We start from the raw sequence: 18,928 nt of genomic DNA on the forward strand, positions 1-18,928 counted from the left end.
TGGGAACTTCGACGGACGGTTGGCCGGATTTTTTCGCTCGGCGGGAATCTTCGCGCGGCCTCGTTCGTCCTTCTCTAGGGGAATTGGGGGCGGAATGAGCCACAGCGGCCGCGTCCCGCGTTCCGGCGGCGTAAAGCAGCGCGAGCCGGGCAGCCACTGGGGAGTCGGGGTCTTCGGGATTCCGGGGCGAGCGGTCTGCCGGCGGTGGGGAGTGACACGGTGATGGGCACGGCGGAACGGCGCGGGACGCCCGGGGATCACGGACCGGGGCGCACGCGGACACGGTGGAACGGCGGGGCGCCGGAGCACGGCGGTGCGCACGGCCACGCATCGCGGTACGACTACCGGCCGTTGTGGGTGGAGGAGCCCGCGCACCGGCATCCGGTGCCCGACCCGGTGCGTGCGGCGGCGGTGCGGGCCGTCCTCGTCATCGCGGTCACGCTGCTCCAGGCGATGGTGGCGTTCCTGTGCACGCTGGCCGGGTCCTGGCTGGCCTTCCCGATGGTGATGAGCGGCGTCGCCAGCACGGTGGTGGCCACCTGGGCCGTGGTCGACGTGTGGGTGACCCGCCAGGTGTGGAACCAGCGGCACGGCGTGATCTCGGAACCGAGCAGCACGGCCCGGTCCCTGCGCCGCGAGCGCCGGGCCCGCCGCCGCCAGGAGCGCGCGGCCCTGCGGGAACAGGAGCGGATACGCCGCGGAGGCGGCGCGGGTCGGCTGTCGCACTCCTGAAACGGGCGGCACGCGGGGGGGCGTCTCGAACGGGGACGGCGCCCGCCGAAGGCGGGCCGGGAAGGGGAGGGCACACGGGTGGGCGGGGCGCGATCACCCGATGGGCTGTCGGGGCGCTTCGATAGCATCCGTTTCGTATGGCGCACGGTGAGGCGCTCTACGCAACGAACGCGCCCGCCCAGGTAACGAGAGCCGAGCCATGCCCCGCACCCAGAAGCAGCCCGACCGCAGCGAGGAGACGGCCCCGGGACCCGGGAGCCCGGAGAGACGGGGCGGCCGCGGGACGGCCGGCGCGGTGCAGTCGGTGGACCGTGCCGTGAGCGTGCTGGAGATCCTCGCCCGGCACGGCGAGGCGGGCGTCACCGAGATCGCCGCGGAGCTGGACGTCCACAAGTCCACGGCGTTCCGGCTGCTCGGCGTCCTGGAGAACCGGGGCCTGGTGGCCCAGGCCAAGGACCGCGGGAAGTACTGCCTGGGGGCCGGGGTACTGCGCCTGGCGGGGGCGGCCGCGGTGCGGCTCGACATCTCCCAGGAGGGCGTCCCGGTGTGCCGGGAGGTCGCCGACGAACTGGGCGAGACGGTCAACATCGCCGTCCTCGACACCGACGCGGCGGTCAACATCATGCAGGCCCGCGGCACCGCGGCCGTGACCGCGCAGAACTGGCTGGGCCGGCGCACCCCGCTGCACGCCACGTCCAGCGGCAAGGTGCTCCTCGCGCACCTGCCGCCGACCCTGCGCGAGGGCCTGCTGGCACGGCCGTTGACGCGGTTCACGGACCGTACGGTCACCGGGGCGGCGATGCTCCGCGCCGAGCTGGAGGCCGTGGTCCGGCAGGGCTACGGCGTCACGGTCGAGGAGCTGGAGCTGGGGCTCGCCGCCGTGGCGGCACCGGTCCGCGCGCACGACGGCGAGGTGATCGCGGCGATCAGCGTCTCGGGCCCGGTGTACCGGCTCGGCGCGGACCGGCTGCCGAAGGTGGCCGAGCGTACGGTCGCGGCGGGCGCCGAGCTGTCCCGGCGGATGGGGTACGGCTTCTGAGCTTGTTCTTTATGGTCCGAGCCACCCTGAGAGTGCGTGACGTGACCCGATCAGATGCTGAGTAGGGTTGTGGCCATGGCCAAGGGGATGGGGCGGTGGCCCAAGGTGGACCTGGACAGCGGCGTCGAGGACGTGACGCTGTCCATCCTGGAGTGGCTTGGCGAGCAGGGGGTCGGTGCCATGATCCGGGTCGACGCGGAGCGCATGCGTGACGGTCAGCCGGCGTGGACATTTGCCGCTTCTGGCGGGCCGCTGGACGGTGGGATGAGGGCCGACGGGGCCTCGGTCGCCGAGTGCATGGGCAGGGCACTGCTTCGATTGCGCGAGGCCGGGCTGGCCGTTCCATTCTGAAGTCGTGGTCCGTCTCTGAGCTGATCGCGTTCGGTGATGCTTTCGGGGCGCCTGGTGGTCTTGCCCACGTCGTAGCGGGTGGCAGGGTGCCGGTTCTTCGAGCCGAGTGGCCTGCCGGGGCCAGGCCGGTTGGGTTTGGGTGCACGGGCCGGGCAGGACAGGTTCGGGCGCACGTTTCTGAACCCCCGGCGGACCCGGGCTGGGGTAAGCCGGTCGGGTTCGGCCGGTTTCTCCCAGGGGCGGCGGAGGTCCGCGGCCAGCGGCCGGGCGAGGCGTAGTTGGGTGTGGGCCGCGACGACGAGCCAGGTCCACCGGTCCGCCGCCTCGGGTGTGCGGAGCTTTGGGCGGGTCCAGCCCAGCGTCTGCTTGATCATCCGGAAGGTGTGCTCCAGGTCGAATCTGCGCAGGAACGCCTGCCAGCGCAGGTCGACGCCTTCGCCCGGCAAGCCGGTGGCTGAGGTCCACAGCCAGACGGGGAGCGGATCGTGGCCGCCGGGCAGGCGGTCGACCTCCAGGCGGATCAACGTGCCCTCGATGAGAGGGAGTTCGCCGGTGTGGTCGAGTCATGCCGAGCGCGTAGTCAGCCTCGGGTGAATGCGGTCCCAGGCCGTCGCGCGCGGTGCCGTAGCGGTCGGTGACCTGCACGGTTGCGGCGTCGGACTCGCCCCAGGTGTCGGGCTTGGCGAAGCGGAACTCCTTGCCGTGCTTGGGCGGGCGTCCGCCCTGCGGCGGTGAGATCCACGGCACCGGGACCGGCTTGCGCATCACGCGGTCTGTGCGCATCCGCCCGAGGACCTCCACCGGCAGTCCTTCCAGGAGATAGGCCATGCGCGGAGCGTCGTAGCCGGCATCGAAGACGAGCAGGATGTCGCGGTCACCGGCCTGCCAACGACCCATGTCGATGAGGTCCTCGACCACGCGGCGGACCTGGGCTGCGGTGACTTCGGCGACGTCATCGGCCGGCCCCAGGCGCAGCGCGTCCAGGATCTGGCACCACGAGGTCCGTCCCGACTCCAGCGCGGCGACGAACGAGTAGGGCCAGCCGGGCACGAACTGGTCCGAGGAGCGTCCGCTGCGGCCGTAGACGTGGCAGAACAAACGATCCGCACTGGTCGGCGCGTCCGGCCGGAGCCAGTGGGTCACGTCCACCGCCAGGACCAGCCGCCCGTCGGCGGCCTCGGGCTGCGGCAGCCCCGCCAGCATGTGCCGCAGTCGCGGCACATCCACGCTCCCACGGTTCAGCGCGTCGTACATCGCGCCGTGCCCGCGCCGGTGCTCGGCCGTCAGCGTCAGATCCACCGGCGTGGTCACCGGCCCGTCCGCGCACAGCAGCGCGTCGGTCAGCTCGAACAGCGTGTCCCCGCGCGCGGTCAGACAGTCGAAGAAGTCGTCCCGGAAGTGTGATGCCACCGCGAACGCATCGCACCGGACATCGTGATGCAGCAGACTCATTCCCCCACGGCCTTCGTACTGGTCAAGTGCCTCTTTGGTCGGAGCACAGGATCAGACGGAGGCCGTGTTCACGTCCCTGGAATCCCCGTACGAGCGACCGCGTTCGGGGCATCGTTCGAGGTCAGACCATAAAGAACAAGCTGAGCACCGGGTGGCCGGCGCCCCCGCCCGCCGTGCCGCCCGGGTCCCTCGTGTGTTGCGCACGACACAGCTCCATCGCGGCCTGCGCAACACCGAGGGGGCGAACGCCTCCTACGACGCGCTCGGCGCCGGCTTCCTGAACATGCGCGTCGCCGTGATCTCGCTGTGCACCGTCTCCCCGACCTGGGGCGGCTGCGGCAGGCCGGGCCGGAGGTGTTCCTCCACGCTGATGTACTTCAGGCCCGCCCGGAGGTCGGCGTCGTTGCGCAGACGGATGACCAGCGGGAACTCGGCGAGGGCGGTCGTGTCGAACAGGCCGGTGGTGTACAGCAGCTGCACGCCCAGCGCGTCGGACACGGCCCGCTGGAGCTCCAGCAGGTAGGTGGCGTTGGCGCGGCCGATGGGGTTGTCCAGGAACAGGGTGCCCGCGTGCCGGTGCCTGTCGCGGCCCCGGTCGTTCGAGCGGAGCGCGGCCATCGTGCAGTACAGGGCGATGGCGGCGGTGAGCAGCTGGCCACCGGAGAACACGTCGCCCATCTGGCCGACGGGGACGCGCTCGGCGCGCAGTACGGCGTCGGGCTTGAGGATCTCCACGGCCACGCCCTTGGGCTGGAGGGCCGCGGCGACGCCCCGCAGCAGCAGGGACATGCCGTCCCGGCGCAGGTCGGAGTTCTTCTTCACAGCCGCGCGGGTGGCCTCGTCGATGACCTCGCCGAGCCGCTCGGTGAGCGTGGCCTGGTCGGGTTCCTCGAAGCGGATGCGCAGGAACTCCTGCCCGGACCACTCGCCGAGCCCCTCCGGCAGCCGGGAGAGCCGCTGGGCGGATCGCAGGGTGGCCAGCGCCGACTCCACGAGGCCGCGCAGCCGGTCCACGATGGAGTCGCGGTTGCGCTCCAGCTGGGCCAGCTCGTCGGTCAGCACGCGCAGCCGGGGCGCGAACGCGTCCGCCCACTTCTGGGCGTGCTCGGGCAGCGCGGCGGCGGGCAGCTCCCGGATCTGCTGCCGGGCGGGGGTGCGGACGTGCTCGTAGCGGGTGGAGTTGGCGTGCCGGACGAGGACGTCGCTCGCCTCGCGCACGGCGGCCTCGGCGGCGGACAGGTCGGCGGCGCAGCCGCGCAGGGAGCGGCGGGCCTCGGCGGCGGACTGCCGGGCCTCCTCCAGGGTGCCCGGGTACGGCTCCGGCTCCTCCCGCTCCTCCTCGGTCGCCTGCTCGCGCAGCAGGTCGCGGAGCATGGCGGCGATCTCGTCGAAACCGCCGGCCGCGTCCTCGGCGGCGCGCTGGGCCGCCAGCAGCTCCGCGTGCGCCTCCCGGGCCCCGGTCAGCGCCTCGGTGCGGGCGGCGAGTTCGGCCGTGGCGGTGCGCAGCAGGGCCTGGGCGTGCTCGGCGTCGCGCGGGATCAGTTCCCCGGGCAGCTCGGTGTGCGCCTCGCCGTCCTCGGGGGCGAGGCGCTCGGCCTCGCCGCGCAGCCGGCCGAGCTGCTCGCTCGCGGTCGACATACGGGTTTCCAGGAGCTGCACCAGCTCCTCCGCGCGCGCGGCGGCGGCCTGCCGGGACGGCCCGTCGGAGCCGTCGGGCGACTGGAGCAGTTGCTCGGCGCGGGTGCGGACCTTGTTGCTGAGCCGGTCCAGTTCGGCGCGGGCGGCGCTCTCGTCGCTCTCGGCGCGGGCCTGTTCGGCGCGCAGGTCGGCGCCGACGCCGACCTTCTCGTACACCTGGGAGGCGGCCCGGTAGGCCTCGCGGAGGGCGGGCAGGGACGCCTTCGGGGCGTCCGTGTCCGCGGCGGGCACGTCGTCGGGGGCGCCGGCGATCTCGGAGCGCTCGGCGCGCAGGGCGCGCGCGGTGCGGCGGGCGTCGTCGGCGGCGCGCTGGGCGGCCCGGCGGTCCTCGTCGGCGGCGCGGGCACGCTCCAGGCAGGACTGGGCACGGGCCTCGGACTCGGCGGCCTCGTCGGCGAGTTCGCGCAGTTTCGCCTGCCAGCGGGCGCGCTCGCGCAGCCGGTGGGCGAGACCGGCGAGGGCGTCGGCGGCGCGCCGGGCCTTCTGCGCGGCCTCCTGTCGCTCGTCGCGGACCCGGACGGCCTCGGCCGCGGTCTCCTCCGCCTCCGCGCGGAGGGTCCGCGCCTCGGTGAGTTCGGCCTCGGCCTCCGCGGCGAACGCGCGGGCCTCCTCGGCGGCCCGGGCCAGCTCGGTGAGGCGCCCGGCGGGGCAGCCGGTGCGCCAGGAGGCGAGCCGGGCGGCCAGTTCCCGGTCCTTGCCGAGGCGGGCGGCGAGGAGGCGGATCTCCTCGTCGCGTTCGGTGGCCCGGGCGCGCAGGGCCTGGCGTTCCTCGTCGGCGGCGTGTTCGTCGTGCATGGCCGGGTTCGGCGGCACCAGGAAGACGTCGCCGGCGACGGCGGCGGGCGGCGGGGCGAGCAGCGCGGCGGCGGTGCCGACGGCGACGGCGGAACGGGGCAGCAGGGCGGCGTCGCCGAGGACCTCGCGGGCACGCGCGTGCGTGTCCGGGTCGGTGATGATCACGCCGTCGACCAGTTCGGGGCGGGCGGCGAGCACGCGCGCGTGGTCGGCCGGGTCGACGGCCTGGGCGAGGTAGCGCCAGCCGGGGAGCGCCGGGATGCCGTGCTCGCCGAGGAACTCGACGGTGGCCAGCACGTCCGGGCCGGGCGGCAGCAGTCCGCCGTCGCCGAGGGCGCCGAGGATCCGGGCGTCGTCGGCGGCGGCCGTGCGCAGGTCGAACAGGTTCCGTTCGGCGGTGGACACGGCGTCGTCGAGCAGCTCGCGCAGTTCGTCGGCGAAGCGGTCGAGGTCCTCGGGCGTGAGCGCGCCCTCCCCGGCGGCGCGGGGGGCGGGGACGGCGTCGTCGGGGCCGGTGCGGGGCCCGGGTACGCGCACCGTGCCCGGTGCCCCGGGCAGGCTCAGCAGTTCCGCCAGCCGTTCCTCGGCGGCCAGCGCCTCGGCGAGGCGCCGCTCGGCCTCGTACGCCCGCCCGGCGGCGGTCGCCGCGTCCGCCGCGCGGGCCGCGGTCAGCTCCGCGCGGGACTCGGCCGAAGCCGCCTCGCGGGCGTGCTCGGTGGCCTTGCGGGCGGCCTCGCGGGCCGTGTCCCAGGCGGCCACGGCGGTCTTCTCGGCGTCACTGGCGGCGAGCGCGGCCCGCGCCGGGTCGGCGTCCGGGGTGCTGTCGTCCAGCCAGCCGGCGCGGACGGCCTCGGCGGTCTCCTGTTCGACCTCGGCGAGGCGCTGGCGCAGGTGCCCGGCCTCGCTGCGGGCCCGCTGCGCCTCGGTGGCGGCGGCGGTGGAGTCCCGGTAGGCGCCGTCGCCGGCCTCCTGGAGGGCGGCGGACCGCTCCTCCTCCTCGTTGGCGAGGGCCTCGGCGCTCCCGGCGGCGGCGTGCAGGGCGCGTACGAGGTCCACGGCGGCCTTGGCGCGGGCGGCGAGCGCGGGGGCCGCGTCCCGTTCGGCCTCCTGGATGGCGGCGGACACGCGCGTCACGCGGTCGGCGGCGGCCCGGTGGCGCAGCACGGCCTCGGCGGCCTGCCAGGCGGAGTGCAGGGTGCGGGCTTCGGCCAGTTCGCGCTTCTGCGCGGCGGCGGACTTCTCGGCGGCGGCGAGCGCCAGCGAGGCGTGCCGGTAGGCGAGTTCGGCGGCGATGAGGGCGCTGCGCTCGCGGGCGCCCTCGGAGTGGGTGACCGCGTAGGCGGCGGCCGTGACCCGCTGGGCGAGGTCGGCGGCCCGGGCCCGCTCCCGCACGGCCCGCGCGGACAGCCGGCGGGCCAGCGTGCGGGTGCGGCGCTCGGCGCCCGCGTGCACGTCACGCGCGCGTGCCCGCGCGTCGGCGGCCTCCACGATCTTGCCGAGCAGGTCGGCCGAGCCGGCGGTGAAGTCGCGTTCGGCGATCAGCTCGGCGCGCCGGCCGAGCTTGTTGCCGAAGCCGCTGACGAGGTCGGCGAGGCCGTCGGTGTCGCGGGTGTCGGTGACGGCGCGCAGCAGCAGGTCGGTGAAGTCGGAGTCCTTCTTGACCGCGAAGAGGCCGGCCGCCTCGCCCTCGTCGGCGTTCATCTCGCGCTGGTAGCGGAAGAGTTCGGGATCCAGGCCGAGGTCGCCGAGGTGCTCGGTCCAGCGCTCGTGGATCTCCTCCCAGTGCGCCTCCAGGTGCGGGTAGGCCTTGCCGGCCTCCATGAGGGCGTCGCGGAAGCCCTTCATGGTACGGCGGCGGCCGTGCGCGCCGGAGGTGCCCTCGGCGGGCGGCCGTACGGCGGTGGCCTCGGCGACGGGCAGGTTGTCCAGGCTCAGGCCGGGGCCGGGGCGGAAGGAGTACCAGGCCTCGGCGAACTTGCGCGGGTCGTTGGAGACCTGCCGTCCGCGCCATTCGCTGACCTTGCCGACGACCACGCACTCGCCGGTCTGTACGTGCTGCCACTCCAGGGCCACGTGACCGCAGTCGTCGGCGAGCAGGAACTTGCGCAGCACACCGGAGCTGGCGCCGCCGAGGGTGTTGCGGTGGCCCGGCAGCATCACCGAGAAGATCAGCTTGAGCAGGACGGACTTGCCGCCGCCGTTCTCCAGGAAGAGCACGCCCGCGGGCGCGGGCCGGCGCGGCGGGCCGACGGGCTCCTCCGCGAAGAACTCCGCCTGCGTGGGCGCCGGGTCGGGCACGGGCTCGCCGACACCCCGCAGGTCAAGCACGGTGTCGGCGTAGCGCGCACCGGCGGGACCGATGGAGTAGAGGCGGACCCGGGACAGCTCGTACATGGCGGACTCTCGTCAGTGTTCTTGCGGTGGAGGGGGTTTCAGGAGTGGAACGGCAGCCCGGCGTCGGCCACCAGGTCCAGGTCGTCGGTGTCTTCGGCGGGCAGCAGGGTGGCCGTGCCGTCGGTGACCGGGACGACGCCCAGCTCCGCCAGTTCGGCCAGGGCGGCGTTGCCGGCCATGTCGCGGACCTGGAGCTGGTAGCGGGCGGTGGTGCGGTAGGTGCCGCCGCTGTCGTCGCCGGTGCGCTGCAGGAAGCCCGAGTCGGTGAGGAAGGCCAGGGCCTTGGCGACGATGCCGGTGGTGGAGGCGGCGGGGCGGCGGGCGTCCTTGGTGGCGCCGGTGGCGCTGCGCCTGGCCCAGATCCGCCAGGCGGCCTCCAGTCCTGGCGCGTCGGTCACCGGGTCGGTGTTCTCGCCGCGCTCCTCGGCGCGCTCCTCCAGGCGGCGGCAGGCCTGCCGGACGAAGGCGTCGACGCCGTTGACGGTGACCCGGCCGATGTAGGAGTCGTCGGCGAGGTCCTCGGGGCGCGGGAACGCCAGGGCGGCGACGGCGAGGTGGGCGAGGCCGTGCAGGAAGCGGTCGCCGGAGTCGGCGGCGGTGCGACGCGCGTAGTCGCCCATGCGGACGGCGAAGACCGAGTCCTCGGCGGCGGTGACGGCCATGCCCGCGCGCGGCGACACCTCCAGCACGACGAGTCCGAGTCCGGCGGCGACGGCGTCGGCGAGCCGGGCGAAGGCCGGGTCCTCGCGGTAGCGGCGCAGCAGTTCGGTGTACTCCTGGTCACGCGCGGGCGCCAGCTTGGGCTGGAGTCCGAAGGCGACGAGCCGCGCCGCGTCGGCGGCGTCGGCGGGGGTGACGGCGGTGGACGCCGGCGGGGCGGGTGTCTCCGCCTCGGTCCACTCGACGTGCTCGGTCACGGGCTGGACTCCTTGTCGCGGTCGTGCTCGGTCATGCTGCTTCCGTCCGGTCGGCCGCCATCCCGGCGGCGTCCAGCAGGGCCGTGCCCACGATGAGGTCGGCCCCGCCGAAGTCGGGATCGTCCAGCTCGGTCCCGTCGTCCACGGCGAAGAGCAGCTTCTCCTCGCCCTGCCGGTAGGCGGTGCCGACGGGGGGGCTGGCCGCGTGGACGGCGAGCAGCGCCACCAGATAGGCCAGTTCGTAGCCCTCCCTGGCCCTGGCCTCGGCGAGCAGTCCGGACAGTCTTCGGGGCGCGTCCGGCGGCAGGTCCAGCAGGTCCGTCGCCGCGGCGAGCTGTTCCTCGGTGAACCGGCTGTCGTCGGGCGTGGCGATCAGGTCGGGCTCGGGCATCTCCGCGCCCAGGTGCTCCCGTTCCACGGGCGGGGTCAGCAGGATGTCGACGAGGTCGCCGACCCGGACGCAGACCGGTGTGCGCAGTCCGGTGCCGCGCGCGAAGAAGGCGTCGGTGACCCGGATGGCCTGCTCCAGGGGCAACGGCAGCACGGGGGCGACCAGATGGCCGTAGAGGTCTATCCCGGACGTCGCCGCCGGGGTGGCGAAGGCCTGCCGGTCCTGTTCGGCGCGGAACAGCGGGCCGGCCTCCAGCAGGCGCGACTGGAGCTGGGTGTGGCGCCGGATGCAGTCCTTGACGATGTCGACGAGTTCGGCGGCGCGGCGCTTGTGCTCGGGCTCCTCGGTCTCGTCGCGGGCCTTGCGGATGTTGGTGAGGATGGCGTTCTCGTGGCGGTAGCGCTCGGCCACGTGGTCCAGGGCCTCGGCGATCATGTCGGGGACGGTGTTGAGCCAGTCCACCGCGCGGACGTTGCGCCGGGTGGCGTCCAGGGCGCGGCGCAGCGTCTCGGAGTACTGCACCGTGCGGTAGCGGGCCTGCTCGGCGGCGAGCTGGGCGTCGGCGAGCCGGCCGCGGCTGATCAGCACCTCCAGCTTGACCTCGGCGGCGATCTGGGCGCTGGTGACGTCCGTGTCGAGGGCGCCGACCAGGACGTTGACCGCCTCGTCCGTGGTGCGCAGGTAGACCGTGCCGCCGGGGCCGGGGACCTCCTCGATCAGCTTGAAGTCGTAGTCCCGGCGGACGTACGTGCCGTCCGTCGCGAAGGTGCCGTAGACGGCGCGGAAGCCGCGGTCCACGCTGCCGACGTTGATCAGGTTCTCCAGCACCCAGCGGGCCACGCGCTCGTGTTCGGCGGCGGACCGGTGCGGGGCCTGGGCGGCGATGCGCGGGACGAGCCGGGCCACGACCTGTTCGTGGTCGGCGCCGGTGTCGAAGTCCATGTTCAGCGTGACCAGGTCGATGGCGGCGAGCGCCACCTCGGCCATTCCGTACACCGAGTACTCGCCGGCCAGGTTGGCCTTGCGGGCGTCCAGGTCGTGCAGCGGCGCGGTGCACGCGAGCGCGCGCAGCCGACGCGCCAGTCCCTCGTCGGCGGCCGGGCCCTGAGCGGGGCGCGGCCCCGCGCTGAGCTGGGGCGGAACACGGTCCGTCGATGCAGGCGAAGTCACGGTGCACAGACTAGGTCCTGGGTCCGACATCGACCCAAACGGCTCAGAAGCGACGGCCGTCACAGAAGCGGAAGACGGTCGGCCGCTTGGGTCCCGGGGCCGGCCGGCCGCTTGGGTCGAGGCCGGCCGACCGCGTCGGCCGGGACGGCCCGGCCGCACCGGTCCGGGAGGATCGACCGCACCGGTCCGGGCGGGCCGACCGCCTCGTTCGGGCGGGCCGACCGCCTCGTTCGGCCAAGCCGGCCGCACCGGTTCGGGACGGTCGGGCCGCACCGGTCGGGACAGGCCGACCGCGCCGGTCGGGGCAGGCCGGCCGCACCGGTCCGGGCAGGCCTGCCGCACCGGTTCAGGACGGACCGGCCGTGTCCTCGCCCACCCGGCGCCGGTACACCTCGACGACCCGCTCCAGGGAGTCGGCGAGGTACGTCTCCAGTAGCCGTTCGGCGCCCCGGGTGTCCCCCGCCTGGAGCGCTCGCAGGATGCGGGCGTTGCGGGCGAGGTACGGCTCGTGCAGCCGGCGCGGGTCGTCCGCCACGTGGAAGGCCAGGCGCAGCTCGGCGAAGACGCTGCGCATCAGCTCGTCGGTGCGTTCGCTGCCGGCGAGGGCGACCAGTTCCCGGTGGAAGTGGATGTTGGCCGTGCCCAGGCCCTTCCAGTCGTTCCGGGCGGCGGCCGTGTGCCCTTCCTCGACCGCCGAGACCAGCCCGCCGAGCCGGTACGGCGGTGCGCCGAGGCCGCGCACGACGGCGCACTCCACGAGCGTGCGCGTGCGGTAGATGTCCTCCACGTCCTCGACCGTCAGGACCCGGACGAACACGCCCCGGTTGAGTTCGTGGATCAGCAGGCGCTCGTGGGTGAGCAGCCGGAACGCCTCGCGCAGGGTGTTGCGGGAGACGCCGAGGGCCCCGCCGATGCTGTCCTCCGACAGCCGGGTGCCGGGCGGGAAGTAGCCCTCGGAAATGCGGCTCCTGAGGATGTCGGAGACCCGCTCCGCGGTGCTGGTACGGCCCAGGAGGACGCGGTCGCCGGCCAGTCCCGTCAGCTGCTCTGCCATGCCCGGAATTCAAGCGTAGACATCGGAACGAAACAACACGGGTATTGAAGGATCGTTGAACGATCCTCTACGGTGCTCGACACGGCTCACTTCCCAGCACCCTCCCCCCTCCTGTGAGGTGCCCATGAGCACGACCCCACCCCCCTCGTCCGGGCCCTTCGCCGGCGTATGGCAGGCGCGAGACGGGCGGGCCGCCGAGGACGGCGCGTTCGGCTGGCTGCGCGCTCTCGGCCCGCGCGGCCGGCGCGCGTTCGGCGGGGCCTTCGGCGGATACGCCCTGGATTCCTACGACTACTTCACCCTGCCGCTGAGCATGGTGGCGCTCGCCGCGTACTTCGGCCTGAACAGCGGCCAGACCGGTCTGTTCACCACCGTCACACTGGTGGTCTCGGCGGTCGGCGGCGCCGCGGCCGGCGTGGTCGCGGACCGGGTCGGCCGGGTCCGGGCCCTGATGATCACGGTGGTCACGTACGCCGTGTTCACCGTCGCCTGCGGCTTCGCGCCCAGCTACGAGATGCTGCTGCTCTTCCGCGCCCTGCAGGGCCTCGGCTTTGGCGGCGAGTGGGCGGTCGGCGCGATCCTGGTCGCCGAGTACGCGGGCGCACGCCACCGGGGCCGTACGCTCGGCGCGGTCCAGAGCGCCTGGGCGGCCGGCTGGGGGCTGGCGGCGCTGGTCTACACGCTGGTCTTCTCGTTCGTGGGCGAGGACCTGGCCTGGCGGGTGATGTTCTGGACCGGGGCGCTGCCGGCGCTGCTCGTGGTGTGGCTGCGCCGCCGGGTGCACGACGCGCCCACGGCGACGGCGGCCCGGGAGCAGGACCCGCGGCGCGGCTCGTTCACGGCCGTCTTCCGTCCCGGCCGGGACGGCGCGCCGGGGCTGCTGCGCACGACGGTCCTGGCGAGCCTGCTGTCGACGGGCGTGCAGGGCGGTTACTACACGCTGGCGACCTGGGTGCCGACGTACCTGAAGTCCGAACGCGGTCTGTCGGTCGTCGGTACCGGCGGCTACCTGGCCCTCCTGATCTCCGGCGCCTTCCTCGGCTACCTGACCGGCGGCCTGCTGACCGACCGGCTGGGCCGGCGGAACAACATCTGGCTGTTCGCGCTGCTGTCGGCGCTGTGCATCCTGGCGTACGCCAACATCCCGCACGGCGCCGGCACGCTGCTGCTGGTGCTCGGCTTCCCGCTCGGCTTCTGCATGTCGGCCATCTTCAGCGGCTTCGGCTCCTACCTGGCCGAGCTGTACCCGACGGCCGTGCGCGGCACCGGTCAGGGGTTCGCGTACAACACCGGCCGCGCGGTGGGCGCGGTGTTCCCCACCCTGGTCGGCTTCCTCGCGGACGGCTGGGGCGTCGGCGGCGCGCTGGTCTTCGGCGCGATCGGCTACGGCATCGCCGCGCTGGCCCTGCTGGGACTGCCGGAGACCCGCGGGAGGGAGCTGGCCTGAGACAGAGCCCCCCGCGGGGCCCACCGCGTCGCCGCGACGCCCCACCCGCACGAGAATCGCCGTACACCCCACCGCACGAGAACCGGAGACACGAGAACACCATGACCGCGATCGATCTGAACGCCGACCTCGGCGAGGGCTTCGGGCGCTGGCGGCTGACCGACGACGAGCAGCTGCTGTCCGTCGTCACCAGCGCCAACGTGGCCTGCGGTTTCCACGCGGGGGACCCGGTCACCATGCGCCGGGTGTGCGAGCTGGCGGCCGAGCGCGGGGTGACGATCGGCGCGCAGGTCTCCTACCGGGACCTGGCCGGGTTCGGGCGGCGCGCGATGGACGTGCCGCCCGCCGAGCTGGCGGCCGAGGTCGCGTACCAGATCGGCGCCCTGGAGGTGTTCGCCCGGGCGGCGGGCTCGCGGGTGGCGTACGTCAAGCCGCACGGCGCGCTCTACAACCGGGTGGTGGGCGACGCGGAGCAGGCCCGCGCGGTGATCGACGGCGTACGGCTCGCGGGCGCCGCGCTGCCGGTGCTGGGCCTGCCCGGCTCGCGGCTGCTGGAGCTGGCCGCCGAGGCGGGGCTGCCGGCCGTCACGGAGGCCTTCGCGGACCGCGCGTACACCGACGAGGGCACGCTGGTGCCGCGCGGCCGTGAGGGCGCCGTGGTGACCGACCCGGAGGCGGTCGTGGAGCGCTCGGTGAGCCTGGCGCGCTCCGGTGCGGTCATCGCGCACTCCGGCGCGCGGATCCCGGTACGCGCCCGGTCGTTGTGCCTGCACGGCGACACGCCCGGCGCGGTGGACCTGGCCCGCCGGGTGCGCGAGCGGCTGGTGGCGGCGGGCGTGCGGGTGGAGGCGTTCGCGTGAGGGCGCTCGCCGTGGGCGACGACGCGCTCCTCGTGGAGGTGTCCTCCGGCGAGGAGGCGAGGGCCCTGCACGCGTTGCTGCTGCGCCGTCGCGCGGAGGGCGCGCTCACCGTGCGGGAGATCGTCCCCGCGGCCCGCACGGTCCTGCTCGACGGCCTGGCCGACCCGCACCGCTGGGCGGCGGAACTGACCACCGCGCGGATCCCCGGGGCACCGTCCGGCGCGGGTGAGCTGATCGAACTGCCGGTGCGCTATGACGGCCCGGACCTCGCGGTGGTCGCCGGGCACTGGGGGGTGACCGAGCGGGAGGCGGCCCGCATCCACGCCGGTACGGAGTTCACGGTGGCCTTCTGCGGCTTCGCCCCGGGCTTCGGCTACCTCACCGGCCTCCCGGAGCGCTACGCCGTCCCGCGCCGCGCCACCCCGCGCACGGCCGTCCCCGCGGGCGCCGTCGCCCTGGCCGGCCCGTACACGGGCGTGTACCCGCGCTCCTCCCCGGGCGGCTGGCAGCTGATCGGCACGACGGACGCGGTGCTGTGGGACCACCGGCGCGAGCCCGCCGCGCTGCTGGCGCCCGGGGCGCGGGTGCGGTTCGTACCGGTGGAGGAGACGTGAGGGGGACGTCCGTACCGGCGGCCCCCGCCGGGGAGGCGGGCCCATGAGCGACCGTGTGCTCGTCGTGGTGCGGGCCGGGGCGCTGACCACCGTGCAGGACCGGGGGCGGCCGGGGTACGCGCACCTCGGCGTGCCGCGTTCCGGGGCGCTCGACGCGCCCGCGGCGGCGCTGGTGAACCGGCTCGTGGGCAATCCGCCGGACGCCGCCGTGCTGGAGACCACGCTCGACGGCTGTGCGCTGCGCCCGCGTTCGACGGTGACGGCCGCCGTCGGCGGCGCGCCGGGCCCGGTGTCGGTGGGCGGCCGTCCGGCCGCGTGGGGCGCCCCGGTCGTGGTGCCGGCGGGCGAGCTGCTGGAGGTGGGCGCGGTCACGGCCGGTGTCCGCGGCTACGTGGCCGTCTCCGGTGGCATCGCCGTGGAACCGGTCCTCGGCAGCCGCGCGACCGACCTGCTGTCGGGCCTCGGCCCGGCCCCGCTCACGGACGGGACGGTGCTGCCGCTGGGCCCCCCGGCCGGCCCTGCCGCGCGCGTGGACATCGCCCCGCAGCCGCGTCCGCCCGCCGAGCTGGTGCTCCGGGTGACCCTGGGGCCGCGCGACGACTGGTTCACGGCGGGCGCGGTCCGGGACCTCACCACGCGCGCGTACCGGGTGTCCGCGGCGGGCAACCGCATCGGCCTGCGCACCGAGGGGCCCGCCCTGGAGCGGGCCCGGGCCGGGGAGCTGCCCAGCGAGGGGATGGTGCTCGGCGCGGTCCAGGTGCCGCCGGACGGGCGGCCGGTGGTGTTCCTCGCGGACCATCCGACGACGGGCGGCTACCCGGTGATCGCGGTGGTGCGCGCCGCCGACCTGCCGGCCGCCGCGCAGGCGCCGCCGGGCACGCCGGTCAGGTTCGTACCGGTGCGCCGCCGCTGACCCCGCCGGCGCCTTCCGGCGGAAGCCGAAGCTGGCGAGGCGGACGATGCGCAGGGCGGGGCTGGGCAGGGCGACGCGGACCTGGGGGTGGCCGGGCAGCTGCAGGGAGGGGACCCGGACGGCCGGGCAGGGGGCGTCCGGGTCCGGACCGGTGCCGGGCGCGGGGGCGGGGGCGACGACGAGCGGGTGGTGACCGCGGTCCACGAGGTGCCGGGCGGTCTGGAGCGCGCAGTGGGCCACGCCGTTCACATTCGGGGGGAAAGGATTCGGTCACGATGACGACACGCATACGGGTGTTGTCGCCGCGCCGGACGTGCCCACGTCAACTTCGATCTTTCCGTGCGGGGAACGTCCCCTGAGCGTTGGGCCGTCCACCCCCGCGGGTCAGGCTCCCGTCACGACGGCCTGACCCGCGGGTCGTCCAGAGTTCACCCGCCGGGCGGTCGTTCGGCCCCGGACGGGAGGCGCGGGTGGGGTCAGCCGAGGGTGGCGTCGGGCCCGAAGCGGCTGCGTACGGCGGTCTGCACCTCGGCCTCCTCGGCCGGGTCGGCGGCCAGGCGGCGCAGGCGCTCCACGACCCGGGTGTCCCCGGTCTCGGCGTGCCGGGCGGCGAGTTCGCGGGTGGTCTCCTCGCAGTCCCACAGGCACTCGACGGCGAAGCCGGCGGCGAAGGAGGGGTCGGTGGCGGCCAGCGCGCGGGCGGCGCGGCCACGCAGGTGGGAGGAGGCCGTCTCGCGGTAGACGTGCCGCAGGACGGGGGCCGCGCAGCCGATGCCGAGGCGTCCGGCGCCGTCGACGAGGGTCCACAGGGTGGGCGCGTCGGGGCCCTCGGCGCGTACGGCCTGGCGCAGGGCGGCGAGGACGAGGTCGCGGTCGCGGGCGCCGCCGCGGCAGGCGAGGATGCGGCCGGCGGCGGCGCCGAGCGCGTCGGAACGGCGGGCCCAGCCGCGCGCCCGGTCCACGGCGGTCACGCCGCGCATCCGTTCGAAGGCGTCGACGGCGGCCTCCACGACGACGGTGCTCCCGTCGGCGACCGCGGCCTCGATCAGGTCGAGGGCGTCGGGATCCTCGCTGTCGGCGAGGTAGCGCAGGGCGGTGCAGCGGGCCCCGTCGTCACCCGTTCTGGCGGCCCGGAGGATCTCGGGCCGGTCCTCGGGACCGGCCACGGCGACCAGGCAGCGGGCGGCGGGCACATGGAGGGCGGCACCGCGCTCCATGCCCTGCCGGGCCCATTCGAAGACGGCGCGCACGCTCCAGCCGGGCCGGGGTCCGGTGGGACGCATCTGCCGCTGCCAGCGGTCGAAACAGCCGGCTTCCTGGGCGGCGCGCACGCGTGTGGCGATCGCCGTGCGGGGATCCTCGGCCCACAATCGCCAGGGCCGGGGTTCGAAGGCGTCGCGTACGGCGGCGGCCAGCTCGGCCTCGCCCTCGGGATCGGTGGCGAAGCGGGCCAGGACGGGGGCGGCGAGGGCGCGCAGGCCCGCGTCGTCGTCCCGGAGGGCCAGCTCGTCCAGCGCCCAGGCCCAGTTGGAGCCGTGCGCGGCGTACCTGCGCAGCAGGTCCAGGGCGTCCCGCCGGCCGTAGGAGGCGAGGTGCCCGAGGACGGCCAGGGCCAGGCCGGTGCGGGACTCGTCGGTGTCGAGGACGTCCTCGGCGTCGAAGAGGTGCGCCTCGACGGCGTCCAGCCCGCCGTTCAGGTCGAGGTAGAGGCGGGCGTAGTAGAGGGAGCGGTTCTCCACCTGCCAGTCGTGGCGGGGGTCGCGCAGCACACAGTGGTTCAGGGCCGCGAGCGCTTCGGCGCGCGGGGCCGTCAGCGCGTGCAGCGTTCCGTCGCCACGGCCGCGCTGGAGCAGCCCGAGCAGGGTACCGCTGGGCGCTATGACCGGATCGAACATGGGAAACAGCCTCACATCAAGCGTCGACGCAACCGGGTGAACACGCGTTACCTGGCCGCGCGACACAACGTCGGAGCGCCCGCCGTTTCTTGCTTGCTGTAGACCATCTCTCTCTGCCTCTCGTCGGTGGCCCATGCGGACCGCATCACGGCCCGCGCGGTGCGGCAACACCTGCCCAGCCATCGCGTCCGTGAATCACGTCGTCATGATGACCCGCGCTGTGTGCTGCCGCGACCGTATTTCCGGCGGCCCCGTACCGCCTCCCCCGTTTTCCGTGTCGTTGCTGGTCGGAACAATCGGTTCAGCGTGCGCCGAACAGTTCCAGGAGTTCCGCCTTGCCGAACATGCGGGCCGTGTCGACGGCCGACGGCGTGCCCTTGGCGGGGTCGGCGCCGCCCTCCAGGAGGGCCTTGATCACATCCGTCTCGCCCTTGAAGACGGCGCCGGCGAGCGGGGTCTGGCCCCGGTCGTTGATCTGGTCGGCGGCGGCGCCGCGGGCGAGCAGGGCGCGCACCGCGTCGGCGTGGCCGTGGTACGCGGCGAGCATCACCAGGGAATCGCCGCGGTCGTTGGTGAGGTTGGCGGGCACACCCGCGTCGACATACGCCACGAGCGCCTCGGTCTGCCCCTGCCGGGCCAGATCGAAGATCTTGGTCGCCAGCTCCACGACCTCGGGGTCGGGGGCTTCACTCATGGCCGGACCGCCTCTCCATGCTGATGGGGGACTGCTTGGCTGACTGGGGGACTGCTTCGTACGAGTGAATCGCCAGCGTACTGGCTGTCGGGGCACATGACCCGATGTGCCCGAGGTAAAGATCACCGACAGGCCCGGGGGGAGGCAACCGCCCTGGTCAACCGGGCCGTGACCGCCTTCCTCCGAGCGGGCGAAATCCACCGCTTTTCACCCAGTTGCACCTTTAATCGTATGGATACATGCTGTGATCCTGGAAGAACTCATGGTGACTGTCCCCCCACCTTCGACACCAGGAGGCCCCAAATGATCCTGTCCCTCTCCGGCGTGCTGCTGCTCGGCATCGTCGTCTTCCTGTTCTTCCGCAAGGACGGGCTGAAGGGCTCGCACGCCACGGTGTCGGCCCTGTTCGGTTTCTACCTGTCGACCACCGGCATCGCCCCGAGCATCAAAGCCGGGGGCGAGAGCCTCGCCAGCCTCCTGGGCGGCATCAAGTTCTGACCCCGCCCGTACCG

13 protein-coding genes and 2 pseudogenes are annotated in these 18,928 nt (G+C 74.6%); 7 read left to right on the top strand and 8 right to left on the bottom strand.

The annotated features are described in order from the left end of the window. Positions 1–222 precede the first annotated feature (222 nt). Positions 223–732, top strand: coding sequence for a hypothetical protein (locus ACZ4W9_RS33330; protein WP_467942110.1), 510 nt, complete (start codon positions 223–225; stop codon positions 730–732). Positions 733–931: 199 nt separating this feature from the next. Beyond that, complete coding sequence (locus ACZ4W9_RS33335) at positions 932–1,771, top strand: IclR family transcriptional regulator (protein ID WP_467942111.1); 840 nt, start codon at positions 932–934, stop codon at positions 1,769–1,771. 365 nt (positions 1,772–2,136) lie between these two features. Here ACZ4W9_RS33335 and ACZ4W9_RS33340 read toward each other — a convergent pair. The 5 genes and pseudogenes from ACZ4W9_RS33340 to ACZ4W9_RS33360 all read right to left on the bottom strand — a co-directional run. Further along, positions 2,137–3,574, bottom strand: a pseudogene (locus ACZ4W9_RS33340) (NF041680 family putative transposase); the annotation flags it as partial. A gap of 252 nt (positions 3,575–3,826) precedes the next feature. Further along, positions 3,827–8,461 (bottom strand): hypothetical protein, encoded by a 4,635-nt coding sequence (locus ACZ4W9_RS33345; protein WP_467942113.1) that lies wholly within the window; start codon positions 8,459–8,461, stop codon positions 3,827–3,829. 38 nt (positions 8,462–8,499) lie between these two features. Next, positions 8,500–9,378: a hypothetical protein gene (locus ACZ4W9_RS33350; RefSeq protein WP_467942115.1), complete on the bottom strand. Its 879-nt coding sequence runs from the start codon at positions 9,376–9,378 to the stop codon at positions 8,500–8,502. A 31-nt stretch (positions 9,379–9,409) separates the two neighbouring features. Next, positions 9,410–10,939: a hypothetical protein gene (locus tag ACZ4W9_RS33355; RefSeq protein WP_467942116.1), complete on the bottom strand. Its 1,530-nt coding sequence runs from the start codon at positions 10,937–10,939 to the stop codon at positions 9,410–9,412. A gap of 346 nt (positions 10,940–11,285) precedes the next feature. Further along, the gene (locus ACZ4W9_RS33360; RefSeq protein WP_467942117.1) at positions 11,286–11,993 is read right to left on the bottom strand and encodes a GntR family transcriptional regulator; all 708 of its coding nucleotides are present in this window, start codon (positions 11,991–11,993) and stop codon (positions 11,286–11,288) included. Between the two features lie 124 nt (positions 11,994–12,117). Here ACZ4W9_RS33360 and ACZ4W9_RS33365 point away from each other — a divergent pair, with 124 nt between their 5' ends. From ACZ4W9_RS33365 to ACZ4W9_RS33380, 4 genes are all read left to right on the top strand, one after another. After that, complete coding sequence (locus tag ACZ4W9_RS33365) at positions 12,118–13,440, top strand: MFS transporter (RefSeq protein WP_467942119.1); 1,323 nt, start codon at positions 12,118–12,120, stop codon at positions 13,438–13,440. Between the two features lie 101 nt (positions 13,441–13,541). Then, complete coding sequence (locus ACZ4W9_RS33370) at positions 13,542–14,300, top strand: LamB/YcsF family protein (protein WP_467942120.1); 759 nt, start codon at positions 13,542–13,544, stop codon at positions 14,298–14,300. Beyond that, complete coding sequence (locus ACZ4W9_RS33375; protein WP_467942121.1) at positions 14,297–14,914, top strand: 5-oxoprolinase subunit B family protein; 618 nt, start codon at positions 14,297–14,299, stop codon at positions 14,912–14,914. Before ACZ4W9_RS33370 ends, ACZ4W9_RS33375 begins: the two co-directional genes overlap by 4 nt. Positions 14,915–14,957: 43 nt before the next feature. Then, entirely contained in the window at positions 14,958–15,827 is an 870-nt protein-coding gene (locus ACZ4W9_RS33380) for a 5-oxoprolinase subunit C family protein (protein ID WP_467942122.1), read from the top strand. 60 nt (positions 15,828–15,887) lie between these two features. Here the strand turns inward: ACZ4W9_RS33380 and ACZ4W9_RS33385 are convergent. The 3 genes and pseudogenes from ACZ4W9_RS33385 to ACZ4W9_RS33395 form a co-directional block, all read right to left on the bottom strand. Further along, positions 15,888–16,116, bottom strand: a pseudogene (locus ACZ4W9_RS33385) (glycosyltransferase family 1 protein); the annotation flags it as partial. A gap of 187 nt (positions 16,117–16,303) precedes the next feature. Continuing rightward, positions 16,304–17,722 (bottom strand): HEAT repeat domain-containing protein, encoded by a 1,419-nt coding sequence (locus tag ACZ4W9_RS33390; protein WP_467942124.1) that lies wholly within the window; start codon positions 17,720–17,722, stop codon positions 16,304–16,306. 301 nt (positions 17,723–18,023) lie between these two features. Beyond that, positions 18,024–18,416 (bottom strand): ankyrin repeat domain-containing protein, encoded by a 393-nt coding sequence (locus tag ACZ4W9_RS33395; RefSeq protein WP_467942125.1) that lies wholly within the window; start codon positions 18,414–18,416, stop codon positions 18,024–18,026. A gap of 303 nt (positions 18,417–18,719) precedes the next feature. On the opposite strand from ACZ4W9_RS33395, the gene ACZ4W9_RS33400 reads away from it, so the two are divergent. Next, positions 18,720–18,914, top strand: coding sequence for a hypothetical protein (locus tag ACZ4W9_RS33400; RefSeq protein WP_030620070.1), 195 nt, complete (start codon positions 18,720–18,722; stop codon positions 18,912–18,914). Positions 18,915–18,928 lie beyond the last annotated feature (14 nt).

It is taken from the genome of Streptomyces sp. NPDC029296 (assembly GCF_055569255.1).